The sequence below is a fragment of the Pseudomonas sp. JQ36 genome, assembly GCF_053851495.1.
Genome location: NZ_CM132642.1, coordinates 4,573,582 through 4,592,536 on the forward strand (window position 1 = coordinate 4,573,582; position 18,955 = coordinate 4,592,536).

The following is an 18,955-nucleotide window of genomic DNA, read 5'->3' on the forward strand; positions in this document are numbered from 1 at the left end:
CCTGCAATGATGTAAGCGATTGGCCGCAGAAAAATGCCCGTCGTAAACACGACCAAAGCCGTACGAAAAATCCTTTCAGCCTTCCTTTCAATGACAAATTCCAGGCAAAAAAATGCCCGGCGAACCGGGCAAGTTTTTAATGCGCGTACTTACAGGTTGTAGCCGCGTTCGTTGTGTTGTGCCAGATCGAGACCCACCGACTCTTCTTCCTCTGTCACGCGCAGACCCATCACGGCGTCCAGGACCTTGAGGATGATGAAGGTGACGATCGCGGTGTAGATCACCGTGAAGCCAACGCCTTTGACCTGAATCCAGACTTGCGCGCCGATATCGGTAACGGTGCCGAAACCACCCAAAGCAGGTGCAGCGAACACACCGGTGAGGATTGCGCCGAGGATACCGCCGATACCGTGTACGCCAAATGCGTCGAGGGAATCGTCATAACCGAGTTTGCGTTTCAGGGTGGTGGCGCAGAAGAAGCACACCACGCCCGCCGCCAGACCGATCACCAGTGCGCCCATCGGGCCCACGGTACCGGCAGCCGGAGTGATCGCCACCAGACCGGCAACCACACCCGAGGCAATGCCCAGTGCACTTGGCTTGCCGTGGGTGATCCACTCGGCAAACATCCAGCCCAGTGCAGCCGCAGCGGTAGCAATCTGAGTGACCAGCATCGCCATACCGGCGGTGCCATTGGCCGCAGCAGCGGAACCGGCGTTGAAGCCGAACCAGCCGACCCACAGCATCGCCGCGCCCATCAGGGTGTAACCAAGGTTGTGCGGAGCCATCGGGGTGGTCGGGAAGCCTTTGCGCTTGCCCAATACCAGGCAGGCAATCAGACCGGCCACACCGGCGTTGATGTGCACCACGGTGCCGCCCGCGAAGTCGAGTACGCCCCAGTCCCACATCAGGCCGCCGTTACCGGACCAGACCATGTGCGCGATCGGTGCATAGACGAGGGTGAACCAGATGCCCATGAAAATCAGCATCGCGGAGAACTTCATCCGCTCGGCGAACGCACCGACAATCAGCGCCGGGGTGATGATCGCGAAGGTCATCTGGAAGGTGATGAACACCGCCTCAGGAAACAGCGCCGCAGGGCCGGTCAGGCTCGAAGGCGTGACACCGGCGAGGAATGCCTTGCCCATGCCGCCGAAGAACGAGTTGAAGTTGACGACGCCCTGCTCCATGCCGGTGGTGTCGAACGCAATGCTGTAGCCATAAATGACCCACAGGATGCTGATCAGACCGGTAATGGCGAAGCACTGCATCATCACGGAAAGAATGTTTTTCGAGCGAACCATGCCGCCGTAAAACAGCGCCAGGCCCGGGATGGTCATGAACAGCACGAGGGCGGTCGAGGTGAGCATCCAGGCGGTGTCGCCGGAATTGAGGACCGGGGCCGCCACTTCGTCTGCCGCCATTGCAAGGCCGGGCATTACGATGGACAACAGGGCTCCTAGCCCTGCGAATTTACGCAGAGTCATATTGTTTTCTCCTGGGGCGTTGGGGTTTGTGGCGGCTTAAATCGCGTCGGTATCGGTTTCGCCGGTACGGATGCGGATCGCCTGTTCCAGATTGACCACGAAGATCTTGCCGTCACCGATCTTGCCGGTGTTGGCAGCCTTGGTTATCGCCTCGATAACCCGATCCAGATCCTTGTCGTCGATGGCCACGTCGATTTTCACCTTGGGCAGAAAATCGACCACATATTCCGCGCCGCGATACAGCTCGGTGTGACCCTTCTGCCGGCCGAAGCCTTTGACTTCAGTAACGGTAATGCCCTGCACGCCGATTTCGGACAGCGACTCGCGCACGTCGTCCAACTTGAACGGCTTGATGATGGCAGTGACTAGCTTCATGAAACTCTCTCCCGAATTGGTGGACTTGCCCCAGGAAAACAAACCCGACTCAAGTCTAAGCGCAGTGCCTGGCTTTGTAACGCATCGTCGGCCTTACCTGCCCGACTGACGCCAGCTAACCGCTGCCGACGAAACTCCCCGTCCCGCCTGCCGCACTGCATTCGTCACAGCGACTGCATCAGTGCATGGGTCACTACCGACTAAGCAGAAAGCTTGCCATCTCGCCAAATTCCTCTGATTTCAATCCCTTGGCCGCTGCAACAGGCGTTTGCGCGAAAAACGCCCGACGGTTACGCACAACAACGGTGCGCTGCCGTCCGTCCGCCTGCGCGAAAAGCGTGCATCCCTGACTTCGAGATTGACTATAGACACTGCGTGATACACTGCCGGCCATTGTTTACAGGACACTTCCCATGCTCGCGCCCAAAGACTTCCTCGACGCCCTGAGTGGCACCGCCTCCCGCCTGTTCAGCGGCGACACCCCGCTGCCGAAAGCCGAAATCGAAAGCCAGTTCAAGATGCTGCTGCAGAGTGCGTTCAGCAAACTCGATTTGGTGAGCCGTGAAGAGTTTGATAGTCAGATGGTTGTGTTGGCGCGTACTCGCGCTCGCCTCGAAAGCCTTGAGGCGAAAGTGGCCGAGCTGGAAGCGAAGCTGACGCCGCCGGCCGAGTAAGACTGCAGACCCTGAGCCAAAATGCCTTGAAGTTTGCGAAAAGAAATTAAACCGCTCCTGCCGAGGCAGGAGCGGTTTCCGTCAGATCAATCCTCTACAACGAATTATTCCAACGGTCTCGCAGAAACTCGTACAGGCGAAAAGCCCATAACGCGATTCTGACGAGGCGCCACATATGTTTAAGAAACTTAGACATACTTTGGCCCTTCTTGCGTGGGGCCAAACCTCCGATGCACTTTCCGGCGTACGAACACCTTCGGGACTACACGTGAGTATGTCCGCTAAGGCGGCCGGGTGTGGGTTCCCCGAATACAACACCGGCACGGGTCTCACACCGTGTCGAGGAACATGAAGTCTTTACGCTCCCGGCCACACTTCGCGAATACTTCATGAGTGGGCATCGTCATTGCGGATTTTATGACCGCCCTTAGAAAGCGATTTAAACAACTTGTATCAAGTCGTTAGGAGGCGCTAGCAACAGGACCGTTGCCCCCTTTCAAGCCCATCTGATACTTGCGCCAATGAGCAAACATGCATAACCTGACCGCACGTGAGTGTGTCCGCAAAGGATACGCAGGCCTTGGCCTCACCGAAGCCTGCAAAATGAAAACCGTCTCCTCAAGGCGGTTTTTTTTTCGCCTCGAAATTTGTTGACCACTTTCCCGCAACATCCAGTGAAAGTTCGCCCCCGCCTGATCGCCCTTCCCCAACTACCCTTCAAAAAGCCGCAGGAAGCGGCTCCCCGATTCAGCTCAAGGAACGACCATGTCCCTCTCCATCGTCCACAGTCGCGCCCAGATTGGCGTGGATGCTCCCGCCGTTACCGTCGAAGTCCATCTGGCCAACGGTCTGCCGTCGCTGACCATGGTTGGCCTGCCCGAAGCGGCGGTGAAGGAGAGCAAGGATCGGGTGCGCAGCGCGATCATCAATTCCGGGCTGCAGTTTCCGGCGCGGCGGATCACCCTGAATCTGGCGCCGGCGGATCTGCCCAAGGATGGCGGGCGCTTTGATCTGGCGATTGCCCTGGGGATTCTGTCGGCGAGTGTGCAGGTGCCGTGTCTGACGCTGGATGAGGTGGAATGCCTCGGTGAGCTGGCGTTGTCCGGTGCCGTGCGGCCGGTGCGCGGGGTGTTGCCGGCGGCACTGGCGGCGCGCAAGGCCGGGCGGGCATTGGTGGTGCCGCGGGCGAATGCCGAAGAAGCTTGCCTGGCCTCGGGTTTGAAGGTGTTTGCGGTGGATCATCTGCTGGAAGCGGTGGCGCATTTCAACGGGCATACGCCGGTCGAGCCTTATGTCTCGGACGGGCTGATCCATGCGGCGAAACCTTATCCCGACCTCAACGAAGTACAAGGGCAGATGGCCGCGAAACGGGCGCTGCTGATTGCGGCGGCAGGCGCGCACAACCTGTTGTTCAGTGGGCCACCGGGAACCGGCAAGACCTTGTTGGCAAGTCGCTTGCCCGGGCTGCTGCCGCCGCTGTCCGAATGCGAGGCGCTGGAAGTGGCGGCGATTCAATCGGTCGCCAGCGGCGTGCCACTGACCCATTGGCCACAGCGGCCCTTTCGCCAGCCGCACCACTCGGCCTCCGGGCCGGCACTGGTCGGTGGCAGCTCGAAACCGCAACCCGGCGAGATCACCCTCGCCCACCACGGCGTACTGTTTCTCGATGAGCTGCCGGAGTTTGATCGCAAGGTGCTGGAGGTGCTGCGCGAACCGCTGGAATCCGGGCATATCGTGATTGCCCGAGCCAAGGATCGCGTACGCTTTCCCGCGCGTTTCCAGTTGGTGGCGGCAATGAATCCTTGTCCCTGTGGATATCTTGGCGAGCCGAGCGGCAAGTGCTCGTGTACACCGGACATGGTGCAGCGCTACCGCAACAAGCTATCGGGGCCGTTGCTGGATCGGATCGATCTGCACCTGACGGTGGCGCGGGAAGCGACGGCGTTGAATCCGGCAGTGAAGCCAGGCGAGGACAGCGCCAGTGCGGCAGCCGTGGTGGCCGAGGCACGCGAACGACAGCAAAAGCGTCAGCGTTGTGCCAATGCGTTTCTCGATCTGCCAGGCCTGAAGCGGCACTGCAAGTTATCCACAGCCGATGAGAAATGGCTGGAATCAGCCTGTGAGCGGCTGACCTTGTCGCTGCGCTCAGCCCATCGTTTGCTCAAAGTCGCCAGAACCCTGGCAGACCTTGAGCAAGTCGATGCAATCAAGCGCGAACATCTGGCCGAGGCGTTGCAATACCGGCCAGCGACGCCTTAATGCTCGGTCAGATCAACCAGCGGCGTCTGCCGCACTTCGGTTTCACGCCCGGCCTGAATCTCGGTCACGCGCTTCAAGGCGTTATCCACAGCGCCTTTGTTTGCGAGCAGGCTGTAGCTGATCTGAAACTGTTGGCTGGCCTTTGGCGCAATGGTCGGCACCAGATTCAGCGGACGCTGATAGCGGCGGTTGTAAGAAAAACTGGTGCCCGGCTCAAGCCCAGTGACATAGCCCTGCCCTTGGGTGTCAGTGTTTTTCCACAGGGAAAACACCGGCAACTGCTGAGTGTTGAAGCCAACGGAGACACCGAGGCTGCCGGCCTTGTTGTGCAAAACGGTCAGGGTTTCGCCTTTGGCGTCGGCATAGGGCACGACGTTGTAGACGGTTTCGTCGTAGTCCTTGGTCGGTGCGCGGTAGGTCTGCCAGTCGGGCAAGTCGCCCTTGGCCTTGTCGTTGAATGGCGAGACCTGTTTTACCGGCGCAGCAAAACGGGCGCCCTGCTCGAGGAACGGCGTGCTGAAGTTGCTGTGATACAGCGCCTGGTATTCCTTCGGATAATCGCCGTTGTTGGTCAGCGTATCGTTGAGGGCAAAGCGCACGCTGCCCGGCTCGGTGACCAGCTCGGTGACGACCGAGAAGTCTACTTTCTTGAAGGCCTGCTCCTTCAGTTCGCCGCGCAGGCTGATGGCGTACGGCGGCTTCTCATCAATGTGCAGGGTAACGCTGCTGGCCGGGATGTTGGCGGCGCGCCCGTGCAGAGTCAGCAACTCGCCATTGTCCATGCCGGGATGGCCGACCCATTCGTACCCGCAGCGGGTCACCAGCTCGTTGAAGCCTTCCAGCCAACCCAGCCCGCCGCGCCCGTTGAGTTCGATGAAGGCCGGGTTGACCACTTCCTTGACCGGCGAATCCCAGCCCATGCGCACATTTCCTACAGACGCCTGCAGGACATTCATGCCACGGGTCGGCACCACCGAGAGTTTCATCGAGCCGTTATCGATATCGACGATGCTGACACCTTCCTGTCGTCCGCCGTGCAAGGTTCGCAGACTCACGGAGAACGGCTTGTCGGCTTTCACCCCGAGCTGCTCACTGGTGATGCTCCAGTTTTGCGCGGGCTTGTTGGTATCGAGAAGTACGTAATCCCAGGCCATGGCGTGGGAAGCAGCAGAGAGTGCGCCGAGTGCAACGGCGAGTTTGAGCGGGGTCATGGCAGCAGCCTTTATTGGAGTTGTGCCATTTTTATAGCGCTGCGGAAACGTTTCAGCAAGTGCGTTGGAGCTTGCGATCGTGTGATTTACCAAGAATTGGCGGGGATCCATTCGCGAGCAAGCTCGCTCCCACAGGGATCTCGGGTGTTCACAGAAATCGTGATTCACGCCGGAAACTGTGGGAGCGAGCTTGCTCGCGAAGGCTATATCAAGGCTGTATCAACGAAAGCGATCAACCTCGGAGCGCAAGTCCGCCGCCAGTTTCTCAAGCTCTTTGGCGGTCACGGCCAAGTTAGAAACAACCTCACGCTGCTCACTGTTGGCCAGCGCAATGCTCTGCAGGTTACTGCTGAGCAACGTCGCGGTGCTGCTCTGCTCCTGGGTCGCGGTGGTGATCGCCGCGAACTGCTGCCCTGCCGAACGGCTCTGCTCATCGATCCGCGCCAGCGCCGAAGCGACATTGGCGTTACGCGACAGGCCTTCCTGCATCAGCACATTGCCCTGCTCCATGGTGCTGATCGCGTTGCCGGTTTCCTGCTGGATGCTGTGGATCATCCCGGAAATTTCATCGGTGGCCTGACGGGTGCGCGAAGCCAGGTTGCGTACCTCATCGGCGACCACGGCAAAACCACGGCCCTGTTCACCGGCGCGGGCCGCTTCGATGGCCGCGTTGAGCGCCAGCAGGTTGGTCTGTTCGGCGATCGAGGTGATCACGCTGACAATGCCGCCGATTTCCTGGGAGCGCTGACCGAGGGTGTTGATCACGGTCGCGGTGGTGTTCAGTGCACCTGCGATCTGCTCCAGCGAGGACGAGGCTTCTTCCATCGAGCTACGACCGATTTGCGTCTGCTGGGCATTTTCCTGCGCCAGACGCTGAGTCGCACCCATGTTGTCGGCGATGTTCAGCGAAGTGGCGCTGAACTCTTCCACCGCGCCAGCCATGCTGGTGATTTCTCCAGACTGCTGCTCCATGCCTTCGTACGCACCGCCGGACAAACCAGACAGCGCCTGGGCGCGGCTGTTGACCTCTTCCGAGGCGCGGCGGATGTGCTCGACCATGGTCGACAGGGCCTGGCTCATCTGGTTGAACGCGCGGGACAGCTGGCCGATCTCGTCATTGCTCGACACGTTCAGGCGCACGCTCAGATCACCGGCACCGAGGGCTTCGGCCTGGCGCACCAGATCACTCAGCGGCGCCAGTTTGCTGCGCAGCAACCACACCACCGAACCGACGGCCAGCAGCATGGCCAGCAGACTGCCGATAGCCAGTTGCGTGCCGACGCTCCAGGTCACCGCGCGAATTTCGGCTTTAGGCATGCTCGCCACAACCGCCCACGGACCACCGTCGAATGGCACGGAAACGCTGTAAAAATCTTCGTTCTTGTCGCTCCAGAACTGCCCCTTGCCCGGGGTTTTGGCCAGGCCGCCGATCACCGTGACCGCCTGATCCAGTGCCTGGACACCCGCCGGCGCCACCAGCCATTTGTTCTGCTCATCCAGCAGCGCCAGCGAACCGGTCTGGCCAATGCGGAAGCGCTTGAGGTTGTCGAACTGGGCGTTCTGCGCGTCGGTGTAGTCAAAACCAACGAACAACACCGCAATCACCTTGCCGCTGCTGTCGCGCACCGGGGTGTATTGGGTCATGTAGGAGCGATCAAACAGCAACGCGCGGCCGACGTAGCCTTGCCCGGCCATCAACTTCGCATAAGCCGGGTGCGCATGATCGAGCAAAGTGCCGATGGCGCGCGTGCCGTCCTGTTTGGTCAGCGAGGTGCTGACCCGCACGAAGTCTTCGCCGCTGCGTACGAACAACGTGGCAACCCCAGCGGTCATTTGCTTGAACTCGTCGACTTCCTTGAAGTTGTTGTTCAGCACTTCGCTGCCCAGGTGCAGGCCAGGAGTCTGGGTACCGGCCACCGCCACCGGTGCATCCGGGTGAATGCTCAGACCGGCGCTGAAGCGCTTCTCGAACAGCCCGCTCAGGCGCTGGGTGCTTTCACGCAACGTGCCGTGGAAGGTGCTCAACTGGTCGGCCAGCAGCCGCGCTTCACTGGCGAGGTGTTCTTCACGGGTGGCGAGGTTGGCGGTATCCAGCGAACGCAGAGCAAAGACAGTACTGCCGCTGATGACAATCGCCAGTATCACGGCGAGCGCGAGGCCCAGCTGCGAGGCGATCCGAGCGCGAGGTTGAGACATGGACAGCTCCTGGCCGAACTTGCCGATCCTCCTTGATCGCAGCTCGGATAATTTTCTAATGGGGGTGAATCGTGGATACCTGCACGACGGTTCCACATGCACGTATTCGGCGGTAAAGCCGAATACTTGAGCGAACAGCAGGGTTATGGCACAAGGCCGGCATTGTGGCGGCTCTAACGTTTCAGCTCAAGCGTGTTACATCCGGCAGCGCCATGGCCCGCACTTCGCCTTGCAGGAAGTCGCTGAGACGGCGCAAACGTTCACCCCCGGGACGGGTTTTCGGCCACACCAGGTAGTAATTCAGGCCGCTGGCGACGGCAGTCGGCCACGGCAGGCTCAGTCTTCCTTGCGCCACATCCTCGGCGACCATCAGCAAATCGCCCATCGATACCCCGTAACCACGCGCCGCGGCAATCATGCCCAGCTCCAGGGTATCGAACACCTGTCCGCCCTTGAGCGAAACCTGATCGGACAGCCCCATATGTTCCAGCCAACTGCGCCAGTCGCGCCGGTCCGGGGTCGGGTGCAGCAACTCGGTGGAGGCCAACCGCGTCACATCCCAGGGTTGATCGTTCAGCAGGTTCGGCGCGCCGACAGGAATCAATTCCTCGGGAAACAGCAGGCTGGCCTCCCAATCCGGCGGGAAGTGCCCATCGCTCAGCAGCACCGCGCAGTCGAAGGGCTCGTTGTTGAAGTCCACCGAATCCACGTCCATCCAGGCACTGGTCAGTTGCACTTCGTTGCCGGGCTGTAGGTGACGAAAACGGCTGAGCCGGGCCAGCAGCCAGCGCATGGTCAGGGTCGACGGCGCTTTCATGCGCAGAATGTCGTCTTCGGCGCGCAAGGTGTTGCAGGCGCGCTCCAGGGCCGCAAAACCATCGCGAATCCCCGGCAACAGCAGCCGCGCCGACTCGGTGAGTTGCAGGTTGCGTCCGCTGCGGTGAAACAGCTTGCAGGCAAAGTGTTCCTCCAGTGTCTTGATGTGCCGGCTGACTGCACTCTGGGTGATCGACAATTCCTCGGCCGCCCGGGTGAACGAGCTGTGCCGCGCCGCCGCTTCGAATGCGCGCAGGGCATACAAGGGAGGAAGACGACGGGACATACACAAAGCTCCTTTGGCGGCATCCGGCCACCCCGGCGAGGTTTACTCATGATGAGTTTTAATCATGCCACCCATCCTTTTTATCCTTTTGTGCAAACCCTGCCAAGCGCCGAGAATCGACGGTCTCTTGTTCCCTCTGATTGATGGGTGGTGATGACCATGCAGCATCCTGTGCGTACCGAACTCTGGGCCATCCTGCGGCTGGCGGGGCCGTTGATCGCCTCACAGTTGGCGCACATGTTGATGGTGCTGACCGACACCCTGATGATGGCGCGCCTCAGCCCCGAAGCCCTGGCGGGCGGCGGGCTGGGTGCAGCGAGTTATTCGTTCGTGTCGATTTTCTGCATCGGCGTGATCGCCGCGGTCGGCACGCTGGTGGCGATCCGTCAGGGCGCCGGCGACATCATCGGCGCGGCCCGCCTGACTCAGGCCGGGTTGTGGCTGGCGTGGCTGATGGCGCTGGGGGCCGGGCTGCTGCTGTGGAATCTGAAGCCGGTATTGCTGCTGTTCGGCCAGACCGAAACCAACGTTAGCGCTGCTGGACAATTTTTGATCGCTCTGCCCTTCGCCCTGCCCGGCTACCTGAGCTTCATGGCCCTGCGCGGCTTTACCAGTGCGATCGGCCGGGCAACCCCGGTGATGGTCATCAGCCTCGGCGGCACCGTGGCCAACTTCCTGCTCAATTACGCATTGATCACCGGCATGTTCGGGCTGCCGAAACTGGGGTTGACCGGCATCGGCCTGGTCACGGCAATCGTTGCCAACTGCATGGCGCTGGCGCTGGCCTGGCACATTCGCCGGCATCGGGCCTACGACGCTTACCCGCTGCGCGCCGGCTTGTCGCGGCCAAATCGTCAGTACCTGAAAGAACTGTGGCGCCTCGGTCTGCCGATTGGTGGCACCTACGCGGTGGAAGTCGGCCTGTTTGCCTTCGCGGCGCTGTGCATGGGCACCATGGGCAGCACGCAACTGGGCGCACACCAGATCGCCCTGCAGATCGTTTCGGTGGCGTTCATGGTGCCGGCGGGAATGTCCTACGCGATCACCATGCGCGTCGGCCAGCACTACGGCGCCGGGCAACTGAGCGATGCGCGGATGTCCGGCCGGGTCGGCATCGTCTTTGGTGCGGTGGTGATGCTGGGTTTCGCCATGGTGTTCTGGCTGTTGCCGAACCAGTTGGTCGGGTTGTTCCTCGATCACAACGATCCGGCCTTTGCCGAAGTGATTCGTCTGGCCGTGAGTCTGTTGGCGGTGGCGGCGTGGTTCGAGCTGTTTGACGGTACGCAGACCATCGCCATGGGCTGCATCCGTGGACTCAAGGACGCAAAAACCACCTTTTTGGTCGGCCTCGCTTGTTATTGGCTGATTGGCGCACCGGCGGCGTGGTGGATGGCGTTCCATTTGAACTGGGGGCCGACTGGCGTCTGGTGGGGTCTGGCGCTGGGGCTGGCCTGTGCGGCGGTGAGTTTGACGCTGGCGTTTGAATGGAAGATGAAGCGGATGATTCAGCGCGAACCTCTGTCATCAAACCAGTACACAGTCGCTCAGGCAGACTGAGATTCAGTTGTGGGAGCGGGCTTGCTCGCGAAAGCGGTGGGTCAGGCAGGCTATGCTTTGACTGACACGACGCCTTCGCGAGCAAGCCCGCTCCCACAGAGATTCATGCCTAACCCGGAGATTGCGTTCAACTGACGATTTCGAGGGCTGGCTGCTGGCTGGAGCCGAAGGTCAGGTACTCCACCAGCTCGGCCAACGGCAACGGCCGGCTGATCAGATAACCCTGCACCTGATCACAGCCAAACCCGCGCAATAACTCCAGTTGTTCAGGCGTTTCCACCCCTTCCGCCACCACTTCCAGATGCAGGTTATGCGCGAGGTTGATCATCGCGTGCACCAGTTTGCGGTTCTCTTCGCGCTGCTCCATGCCGCCGACGAAGCTCTTGTCGATCTTCAGCAAGGTGATCGGCAGGCTGTTCAGATGCACGAACGAAGAGAACCCGGTGCCGAAGTCATCCAGCGAGAAACGCACACCGAGACGGCCGAGGGCGTCCATGGTTTGTTTGACCAGATCGCTGCGGCGCATGACGGCGGTTTCGGTCAGCTCGAATTCCAGCCATTGCGCCTCGACGCCACGTTCGGCAATCAGTCGGCTGAGCGTCGGTAACAACTGGCTGTCCTGAAACTGGCGGAACGACAGGTTGATCGCCATGTGCAGCGCCGGCAGCCCGTGTTCGCGCAGCGCCTGCATGTCGCGCAGGGCCCGGGAAATCACCCAGTAGCCCAACGGCACGATCAGCCCGCTCTGCTCGGCCAATGGCACGAATTCGCTCGGCGGCAGCAAACCGCGTTCGCCATGGCGCCAGCGCACCAGGGCTTCGAGACCGACGATCTGCCCGTCTGCAAGATTCAGCCGTGGCTGATAGTGCAGCTCCAGCTCATCGCGGCGCAAAGCCCGGCGCAGCTCACTTTCGAGGTCGGCCATGCTCCGGGCGTTGCGGTTGATGCGTTCATTGAAGATATGGAACGTGCAGCCCTGAGTGCTCTTGGCCTGCTGCATGGCGATGTGCGCGTGCCACATCAGCGGGTCGGCGCCACCCTGCGCACGGGCATGGGCGATACCGAGGCTGGAGCCGATCAACAGGCTTTCGCCATCGACCCAATACGGTTCCGCCAGGGCCTCAGTAATGCGTTCGGCCATCCACTCGGCGCGTTGCGGCGCGCGGCGGGTGTCGATCAGCAAGGCAAATTCGTCGCTGCCCAGCCGCGCCAGTTGATCCCCGGCCTCAAGCTGACTCTTCAGCCGCGCGACGACTTGCAGGATCAAGCGGTCGCCGGCCTGATGGCCGAGGGCGTCGTTGGCGTGACGGAAGTTGTCCAGATCGAGATGCCCGAGGGCCAGACCACGGCCGTCGTTTTCCGCCAGGCGCGCCGCGAGCAGAGTCTGGAAACCCTGGCGGTTGGCGATGCCGGTCAGCGGGTCCTGTTCGGCCAGGCGTTGCAGGGTGTTTTCGAGGACGCCGCGTTCACGCACATGGCGCAGACAACGGCGGAGCATGCCGGCGTCGAGGGCGTCGAACACCAGCCAGTCGCTGACGCCAACGGGGGCGGTGGCCGGCTCGTGATCCAGCAGCAACACCGTCGGCAGGCTGCAACGGCCGGGGGCTGGCTGCAATGCGGGAAGGGTCAACAGCACCGCGTGGCGATTGTCTTCGAACAAACTGCTGACCGAATCCCAGCTCGGCGCACTGATCAGCACCGCCGCGCTCCCCATCGGAGCCAGACACTCGCGCAATAACGCTGTCCACGCTGGCTCTTCGGCCAGTAGCAGCAAACGCAAGGGTTCGACAGGCGTAGACAAGCTAGCTCCCTAGACTCTGCAATGATGTGGGCGGGGCATTATGCCGTTGCGATGTTCAATGACCAAATGACAACGGTTATCAAAACGTTATTTTGTGTCACGAATGAGAACATTAGCCGCAAAATCACCGTGCATCCTCCGCGAAAGTAACAAAACCGGCAAATTTGAATCGCGTGGTACGTCACAAGTCGGACAGAGCAGCACAAATCGCTGAGCCTGTTAAAATGCCGGCCCATTTCGTCAACGACTCCCGAATTTTCGTATGTCCCGACTCAATCCCCGGCAGCAAGAAGCCGTGAACTACGTCGGCGGCCCTCTATTGGTGCTCGCCGGCGCTGGCTCCGGCAAGACCAGCGTGATCACCCGCAAAATCGCGCACCTGATCCAGAACTGTGGCATCCGTGCGCAGTACATCGTCGCCATGACCTTTACCAACAAGGCTGCGCGCGAGATGAAGGAGCGGGTCGGCACTCTGCTGCGTGCCGGCGAAGGTCGCGGCCTGACGGTCTGCACCTTCCACAACCTCGGTCTGAACATCATCCGCAAGGAGCATGCGCGGCTGGGCTACAAACCCGGTTTCTCGATCTTCGACGAGACCGATGTAAAAGCCCTGATGACCGACATCATGCAGAAGGAATACGCAGGCGACGACGGCGTCGACGAGATCAAGAACATGATCGGCGCCTGGAAAAACGACCTGATCCTGCCGCCGCAAGCGCTGGAGAACGCGCGCAATCCGAAAGAACAGACTGCCGCGATCGTCTACACCCACTATCAGCGCACGCTCAAGGCGTTCAACGCGGTGGACTTCGACGACCTGATCCTGCTGCCGGTAAAGCTCTTCGAAGAGCACGCCGACATTCTCGAAAAGTGGCAGAACAAGGTGCGCTACCTGCTGGTCGACGAGTACCAGGACACCAACGCCAGCCAGTACCTGCTGGTGAAGATGCTGATCGGCAAGCGTAACCAGTTCACCGTGGTGGGCGACGACGACCAGTCGATCTATGCCTGGCGTGGTGCACGGCCGGAAAACCTGATGCTGCTCAAGGACGATTATCCGTCGCTGAAAGTGGTGATGCTCGAGCAGAACTACCGCTCCACCAGCCGCATCCTGCGCTGCGCCAACGTGCTGATCTCGAACAACCCGCACGAATTCGAAAAACAGCTGTGGAGTGAGATGGGCCACGGTGACGAGATCCGCGTGATCCGCTGCCGCAACGAGGACGCCGAAGCCGAGCGCGTGGCCATGGAAATCCTCAGCCTGCACTTGCGCACCGACCGCCCGTACAGCGATTTCGCGATCCTCTATCGCGGCAACTACCAGGCCAAGCTAATCGAACTGAAGTTGCAGCACCACCAGGTGCCGTACCGCCTGAGCGGCGGCAACAGCTTCTTCGGGCGTCAGGAAGTGAAGGACCTGATGGCCTACTTCCGCCTGATCGTCAATCCGGACGACGACAACGCCTTCCTGCGAGTGATCAACGTGCCGCGCCGGGAAATCGGCTCGACCACCCTGGAAAAACTCGGCAACTACGCCACCGAACGCAAGATCTCGATGTACGCCGCCACCGATGAAATCGGTCTGGGCGAGCATCTCGACAGCCGCTTCACCGATCGTCTGTCGCGCTTCAAGCGCTTCATGGACAAGGTGCGCGAGCAGTGTGCCGGCGAGGACCCGATTTCGGCGCTGCGCAGCATGGTCATGGACATCGACTACGAGAACTGGCTGCGCACCAACAGTTCCAGCGACAAGGCTGCGGACTACCGGATGAGCAACGTCTGGTTCCTGATTGAGGCCTTGAAGAACACCTTGGAAAAAGACGAAGACGGCGAGATGACCGTCGAGGACGCCATCGGCAAACTGGTCCTGCGCGACATGCTCGAGCGTCAGCAGGAAGAAGAGGACGGCGCCGAAGGCGTGCAGATGATGACCCTGCATGCGTCCAAGGGTCTGGAATTCCCTTACGTGTTCATCATGGGCATGGAAGAGGAAATCCTCCCGCACCGCTCCAGCATCGAAGCCGACACCATCGAAGAGGAACGCCGCCTGGCCTACGTGGGCATCACCCGCGCGCGTCAGACCCTGGCGTTCACCTTCGCCGCCAAGCGTAAACAGTACGGCGAGATCATCGATTGCGCGCCCAGTCGCTTCCTTGATGAGCTGCCGCCGGACGACCTGGCGTGGGAAGGCAACGACGACACACCGACCGAAGTCAAAGCCGTGCGCGGCAATAGCGCATTGGCTGATATACGCGCGATGTTAAAGCGCTAGAATTGACCACTTTTTTAAAGCTTAGGGCGCACAAGCGCTGAACGAGGACAGCTTCATGGAAGCATTGCAGCAGAAAATCCGCGAACAAGGCATCGTGCTTTCCGACCAGGTCCTGAAAGTCGACGCCTTCCTGAACCACCAGATCGACCCGGCCCTGATGAAGCTGATCGGCGACGAATTCGCCACGCTGTTCAAGGATTCGGGCATTACCAAGATCGTCACCATCGAAGCCTCGGGCATTGCCCCGGCGATCATGACCGGTCTGAACCTCGGCGTGCCGGTGATCTTCGCCCGCAAGCAGCAGTCCCTGACCCTGACCGAAAACCTGCTGTCGGCGACCGTTTACTCGTTCACCAAAAAGACCGAAAGCACCGTGGCCATCTCCCCGCGCCACCTGACCAGCAGCGACCGCGTGCTGATCATCGACGACTTTCTGGCCAACGGTAAGGCGTCGCAAGCGCTGATCTCGATCATCAAACAGGCCGGCGCGACCGTTGCCGGTCTGGGTATCGTCATCGAGAAGTCGTTCCAGGGCGGCCGCGCCGAACTGGATTCGCAGGGCTACCGCGTTGAATCGCTGGCCCGCGTGAAATCGCTGAAGGATGGCGTCGTCACCTTCATCGAATAAGCCACACCGCATTACCCCCTGTGGGAGCGGGCTTGCTCGCGAAGGCGTCGTGTCAGTCGACCTATTCTTTGACTGACACACCGCCTTCGCGAGCAAGCCCTCTCCCACAGTTGGTTTTGGGGTGAGCCGTTACTGCGCGGTGGCTTTGAGGCCGGTGAGCAGCAGGCGCTGGAACAGGTCTTCTTTCAGGCCTTCCGGGTTGGTCAGTTGCATACGTTCAAGGTGTTCGGGGAACGTCGAAGCCTCTGGCGCATCCAGCGCTGCCTTGCCCAGCTCCAGTATCTCGCTCAGCTTGAACTTGCTCTTCAGCCAGTTCAGCGCCCGCAGCAGATCGCGCTCGATCGCGGTGAAATCACAACCCAGCGGATACTCCGGGAACAGATTCGGATGCTTTGCGGCGATCGCCTGCAAGCGTTGCGGGGTGTTGTCGGCAAATCGCGGATCGAGGCGGAAGTCCTTCGGCAGCTTGCCGACCTTCTGCGCCTGTTCGATCAGCCCCGGCTGAAAGCGTGAATCGCTGATGTTCAGCAACGACTCGATCACCGCCGCGTCGGTTTTGCCGCGCAGATCGGCAATGCCGTATTCGGTGACCACGATGTCGCGCAGGTGCCTTGGAATCGTGCAGTGGCCGTATTCCCAGACGATGTTCGAACTGACCTCGCCGCCGGACTCGCGCCAGCTGCGCAGGATCAGAATCGAGCGCGCATCGTGCAGCGCGTGGCCTTGGGCGACGAAGTTGTACTGCCCGCCGACACCGCTGAGCACCCGCCCGTCTTCCAGTTGATCGGCCACACCCGCGCCCAACAGCGTCATGGTGAACACGGTGTTGATGAAGCGTGCATCGAGGCGCTGCAAGCGCTTGAGCTCTTCCTGCCCGTACAGCTCGTTGATGTAGCTGATGCGGGTCATGTTGAATTCGAGGCGCTTGCTCTGCGGCAACTCACGCAGGCGCTCGTAGAAACTGCGCGGACCGAGGAAGAAGCCGCCGTGCACCGAGATGCCATCGGTTTGCGCCGACTCATCGAGAGTGCCCGCGTTGGCCTGCTCCTGAGTGTGCACGTCGGGGTAGACCTTGCGCCGGATGATCCCGGCATCGGCCAGCACCAGCAGACCGTTGACGAACATTTCACTGCAGCCATACAGGCCTTTGGCGAACGGCGCGGTACCGCCCTCGCGCTCGATCAGTTGCGCCCACTGACTGAGATTGATGTCATCGAGCAACGCTTGGTAACCGGCGTTATCTGCCTGCCGCGCAAGCAGTGCGGCGGTCAGTGCATCGCCCATCGAGCCGATGCCGATCTGCAACGTACCGCCGTCGCGCACCAGCGTACTGGCGTGCAAGCCGATGAAGTGATCCTGAAAGCCCACCGGCATGTTCGGCGTGGAAAACAGCGTGCTGCTGTCCTTCGCGTCGATCAGCAGGTCGAAGGTGTCGATATCGACTTCGGCATCGCCGGGCATGTACGGCAGATCGGTGTGCACCTGGCCAACCAGCAGAATGGTCTCCCCGGCTTCGCGGCGCCTGGCGATCATCGGCAACAGGTCGAGAGTGATGTCCGGGTTGCAGCTCAGGCTCAGGCGATCAGGATGTTCGCTGCTGCTGGCAAGCAATTGCGCCACCAGATTGAGGCCGGCGGCGTTGATGTCGCGGGCGGCATGGCTGTAGTTGCTGCTGACGTAATCCTGCTGGGCCGGCGCGCTGTTGAGCAGGCTGCCGGGCTGCATGAAGAACTGCTGGATGCGGATGTTGGCGGGCAGGCTGTCATGCTGCAGGTCGGCGAGGAAATCAAATTCGGGGTAATCACCGAAGACGCGCTCGACGAAGGGTTCAATGAAGCGCTTCTGCAGACCGTCGCCCAGCGTCGGCCGCCCCAGGCATAGCGCGGTGTACATCGTCAGTTGCCGATCGGGAAGATCCTTGATCCGCCGGTACAGCGCGTTGACGAAGTGATTGGGCTTGCCCAGCCCCAGCGGCATGCCCATGTGGATATGCGCCGGCAAGCGTGCGAGCACGTCGTCCACCGCCTGTTCGATCGAACACAACTGCACCATCTGAAGCCTCCCGCCCGTTCCGTGAATAGAGGTAGACCGAGCTTGCCTCGACTTTGCTGCAAAGGACAGCCCAAGGCTTGAATCGCAGGCACAAAAAAACCGTCCGAAGACGGTTTTTTTCGTCAGAAGCGTCTTATTTCAGGCCGGACATCTTCTCGATTGCGCCCTTCAGCTCAGGATCGGAGCAGTCGGCGCAGGTGCCTTTTGGCGGCATGGCGTTGATGCCGGAGATGGCTTTTGCGAGCAGGCCGTCAACGCCACCTTCCTTCTTGGAGCGCTCGCCCCAGGCAGCCGCGTCACCGATTTTTGGTGCGCCCAGCAGACCCGTGCCGTGGCAAGCATTGCAATGTTTTGCAATCACTTCATCCGGCGTCTTCGCCCCACCACCGCCGCCAGCGGAGGCCGCGACTTCCATTCCTTTGCATTCCTGCCCCTGAACGCACACCTGGCCGACCGGCTCGAGGCGTTTGGCAATGTCGTCATTCGTCGCAGCTTGAGCGCTGACAGCCCAGAGGGCCAGTACGGTTGCTGGTGCGGCCAGCATTTTCATAATTAGGTTCACGCGTTCACCCTCAATGGTGGCTATTCACGCCTGCGGCCACGGTTCGCAGGCGGGCGCAAGTATAGCGGGTAGCCCGCCACACTGAAACAACCCCATAGTCGAAGGGGTTATACCGCGCTGTGGAAAAACTCTGTGGATGCCTTCGCCGTCATGGCTTGGCGCCTCTATGTTTAAAAATTCGCCGGCGTGGCTGCGCTGATTAGTCGCGCAGGCGCGTCGAACGGATTACGGAAACGATGCGGCTTGGTACTTTCAAAATAGTAGCTGTCGCCGGCTTCGAGAATAAAAGTTTCCAGCCCCACCACCAGTTCCAGACGACCTTCCACCAGAATCCCGGTTTCCTCGCCTTCATGGGTGAGCATTTCTTCGCCAGTATCGGCGCCCGGCGGGTAGATTTCATTGAGGAACGCGATGGCCCGGCTCGGGTGCGCGCGACCGACCAGTTTCATGGTCACGGCGCCGTCGGAGATGTCGATCAGCTCGTTGGCCTTGTAGACGATCTGGGTCGGGACTTCCTGCAGGATTTCTTCGGAAAAGAACTCGACCATGGACATGGGAATCCCGCCCAGAACCTTTCTCAGCGAACTGATCGAAGGGCTGACGCTGTTCTTTTCGATCATCGAAATGGTGCTGTTGGTGACGCCCGCACGTTTGGCGAGTTCACGCTGGGAAAGCCCTTTGAGCTTGCGGATCGATTGCAGTCGTTCACCGACGTCCAAGGCGGGAGCCTCCTGATGTTGTAAGAATATTGAGCGTTATCATGGCGACAGCGTTCAGTA

General features: G+C 60.6%; 14 protein-coding genes. 5 read left to right on the top strand and 9 right to left on the bottom strand.

The features are described from left to right. Positions 1 to 149 precede the first annotated feature (149 nt). Both ACS4NR_RS20690 and glnK read right to left on the bottom strand, forming a co-directional pair. Positions 150 to 1,487 (bottom strand): ammonium transporter, encoded by a 1,338-nt coding sequence (locus ACS4NR_RS20690; RefSeq protein ID WP_095137671.1) that lies wholly within the window; start codon positions 1,485 to 1,487, stop codon positions 150 to 152. Between the two features lie 36 nt (positions 1,488 to 1,523). Continuing rightward, positions 1,524 to 1,862, bottom strand: coding sequence for a P-II family nitrogen regulator (glnK, locus tag ACS4NR_RS20695; protein ID WP_002555808.1), 339 nt, complete (start codon positions 1,860 to 1,862; stop codon positions 1,524 to 1,526). A gap of 413 nt (positions 1,863 to 2,275) precedes the next feature. On the opposite strand from glnK, the gene ACS4NR_RS20700 reads away from it, so the two are divergent. Both ACS4NR_RS20700 and ACS4NR_RS20705 read left to right on the top strand, forming a co-directional pair. Further along, the gene (locus ACS4NR_RS20700) at positions 2,276 to 2,536 is read left to right on the top strand and encodes an accessory factor UbiK family protein (protein WP_011336527.1); all 261 of its coding nucleotides are present in this window, start codon (positions 2,276 to 2,278) and stop codon (positions 2,534 to 2,536) included. A 765-nt stretch (positions 2,537 to 3,301) separates the two neighbouring features. Then, entirely contained in the window at positions 3,302 to 4,795 is a 1,494-nt protein-coding gene (locus ACS4NR_RS20705) for a YifB family Mg chelatase-like AAA ATPase (RefSeq protein WP_095137675.1), read from the top strand. Here the strand turns inward: ACS4NR_RS20705 and ACS4NR_RS20710 are convergent. The 3 genes from ACS4NR_RS20710 to ACS4NR_RS20720 all read right to left on the bottom strand — a co-directional run bounded on the left by ACS4NR_RS20710 (position 4,792) and on the right by ACS4NR_RS20720 (position 9,304). Then, complete coding sequence (locus tag ACS4NR_RS20710) at positions 4,792 to 6,006, bottom strand: aldose 1-epimerase family protein (protein WP_456018214.1); 1,215 nt, start codon at positions 6,004 to 6,006, stop codon at positions 4,792 to 4,794. The two genes, ACS4NR_RS20705 and ACS4NR_RS20710, sit on opposite strands and share 4 nt — an antisense overlap. A gap of 219 nt (positions 6,007 to 6,225) precedes the next feature. Continuing rightward, positions 6,226 to 8,202: a methyl-accepting chemotaxis protein gene (locus ACS4NR_RS20715; protein WP_443531857.1), complete on the bottom strand. Its 1,977-nt coding sequence runs from the start codon at positions 8,200 to 8,202 to the stop codon at positions 6,226 to 6,228. A gap of 181 nt (positions 8,203 to 8,383) precedes the next feature. After that, positions 8,384 to 9,304, bottom strand: a complete 921-nt coding sequence (locus ACS4NR_RS20720) for a LysR substrate-binding domain-containing protein (RefSeq protein WP_095137678.1) — start codon at positions 9,302 to 9,304, stop codon at positions 8,384 to 8,386. 159 nt (positions 9,305 to 9,463) lie between these two features. Between ACS4NR_RS20720 and ACS4NR_RS20725 the strand changes: the two genes are divergently transcribed. Next, a complete protein-coding gene (locus ACS4NR_RS20725) occupies positions 9,464 to 10,861 on the top strand; it encodes a NorM family multidrug efflux MATE transporter (protein WP_456018215.1) in 1,398 nt (465 codons plus the stop codon). Positions 10,862 to 10,988: 127 nt separating this feature from the next. Here the strand turns inward: ACS4NR_RS20725 and ACS4NR_RS20730 are convergent, their stop codons facing one another. Next, the gene (locus ACS4NR_RS20730; RefSeq protein ID WP_115985835.1) at positions 10,989 to 12,662 is read right to left on the bottom strand and encodes a putative bifunctional diguanylate cyclase/phosphodiesterase; all 1,674 of its coding nucleotides are present in this window, start codon (positions 12,660 to 12,662) and stop codon (positions 10,989 to 10,991) included. Between the two features lie 262 nt (positions 12,663 to 12,924). Here ACS4NR_RS20730 and rep point away from each other — a divergent pair, with 262 nt between their 5' ends. Together rep and ACS4NR_RS20740 are read left to right on the top strand one after the other, a co-directional pair. Further along, entirely contained in the window at positions 12,925 to 14,934 is a 2,010-nt protein-coding gene (gene rep, locus ACS4NR_RS20735; RefSeq protein WP_095137680.1) for a DNA helicase Rep, read from the top strand. 55 nt (positions 14,935 to 14,989) lie between these two features. Beyond that, positions 14,990 to 15,562 carry a xanthine phosphoribosyltransferase gene (locus ACS4NR_RS20740; protein WP_007962388.1) on the top strand — a complete coding sequence of 191 codons (573 nt, stop codon included), beginning with the start codon at positions 14,990 to 14,992 and terminating at the stop codon, positions 15,560 to 15,562. A 129-nt stretch (positions 15,563 to 15,691) separates the two neighbouring features. Here ACS4NR_RS20740 and ACS4NR_RS20745 read toward each other — a convergent pair whose 3' ends face one another. The 3 genes from ACS4NR_RS20745 to ACS4NR_RS20755 all read right to left on the bottom strand — a co-directional run bounded on the left by ACS4NR_RS20745 (position 15,692) and on the right by ACS4NR_RS20755 (position 18,895). Next, positions 15,692 to 17,614 (bottom strand): acetyl-CoA hydrolase/transferase C-terminal domain-containing protein, encoded by a 1,923-nt coding sequence (locus ACS4NR_RS20745; protein ID WP_456018216.1) that lies wholly within the window; start codon positions 17,612 to 17,614, stop codon positions 15,692 to 15,694. Between the two features lie 133 nt (positions 17,615 to 17,747). Then, entirely contained in the window at positions 17,748 to 18,164 is a 417-nt protein-coding gene (locus ACS4NR_RS20750) for a c-type cytochrome (RefSeq protein ID WP_095137682.1), read from the bottom strand. A gap of 182 nt (positions 18,165 to 18,346) precedes the next feature. Beyond that, the gene (locus tag ACS4NR_RS20755) at positions 18,347 to 18,895 is read right to left on the bottom strand and encodes a cupin domain-containing protein (protein WP_007920393.1); all 549 of its coding nucleotides are present in this window, start codon (positions 18,893 to 18,895) and stop codon (positions 18,347 to 18,349) included. Positions 18,896 to 18,955: the final 60 nt, after the last annotated feature.

What these genes read in the sequence shown, in the direction of transcription:
- ACS4NR_RS20725 (WP_456018215.1), top strand. Translation starts at nt 9,464, where the DNA reads ATGCAGCATCCTGTGCGTACCGAACTCTGGGCCATCCTGCGGCTGGCG.
- ACS4NR_RS20700 (WP_011336527.1), top strand. Translation starts at nt 2,276, where the DNA reads ATGCTCGCGCCCAAAGACTTCCTCGACGCCCTGAGTGGCACCGCCTCC.
- ACS4NR_RS20690 (WP_095137671.1), bottom strand. Translation starts at nt 1,487, where the DNA reads ATGACTCTGCGTAAATTCGCAGGGCTAGGAGCCCTGTTGTCCATCGTA.
- ACS4NR_RS20705 (WP_095137675.1), top strand. Translation starts at nt 3,302, where the DNA reads ATGTCCCTCTCCATCGTCCACAGTCGCGCCCAGATTGGCGTGGATGCT.
- rep (WP_095137680.1), top strand. Translation starts at nt 12,925, where the DNA reads ATGTCCCGACTCAATCCCCGGCAGCAAGAAGCCGTGAACTACGTCGGC.
- ACS4NR_RS20740 (WP_007962388.1), top strand. Translation starts at nt 14,990, where the DNA reads ATGGAAGCATTGCAGCAGAAAATCCGCGAACAAGGCATCGTGCTTTCC.
- glnK (WP_002555808.1), bottom strand. Translation starts at nt 1,862, where the DNA reads ATGAAGCTAGTCACTGCCATCATCAAGCCGTTCAAGTTGGACGACGTG.
- ACS4NR_RS20750 (WP_095137682.1), bottom strand. Translation starts at nt 18,164, where the DNA reads ATGAAAATGCTGGCCGCACCAGCAACCGTACTGGCCCTCTGGGCTGTC.
- ACS4NR_RS20715 (WP_443531857.1), bottom strand. Translation starts at nt 8,202, where the DNA reads ATGTCTCAACCTCGCGCTCGGATCGCCTCGCAGCTGGGCCTCGCGCTC.
- ACS4NR_RS20720 (WP_095137678.1), bottom strand. Translation starts at nt 9,304, where the DNA reads ATGTCCCGTCGTCTTCCTCCCTTGTATGCCCTGCGCGCATTCGAAGCG.
- ACS4NR_RS20710 (WP_456018214.1), bottom strand. Translation starts at nt 6,006, where the DNA reads ATGACCCCGCTCAAACTCGCCGTTGCACTCGGCGCACTCTCTGCTGCT.
- ACS4NR_RS20745 (WP_456018216.1), bottom strand. Translation starts at nt 17,614, where the DNA reads ATGGTGCAGTTGTGTTCGATCGAACAGGCGGTGGACGACGTGCTCGCA.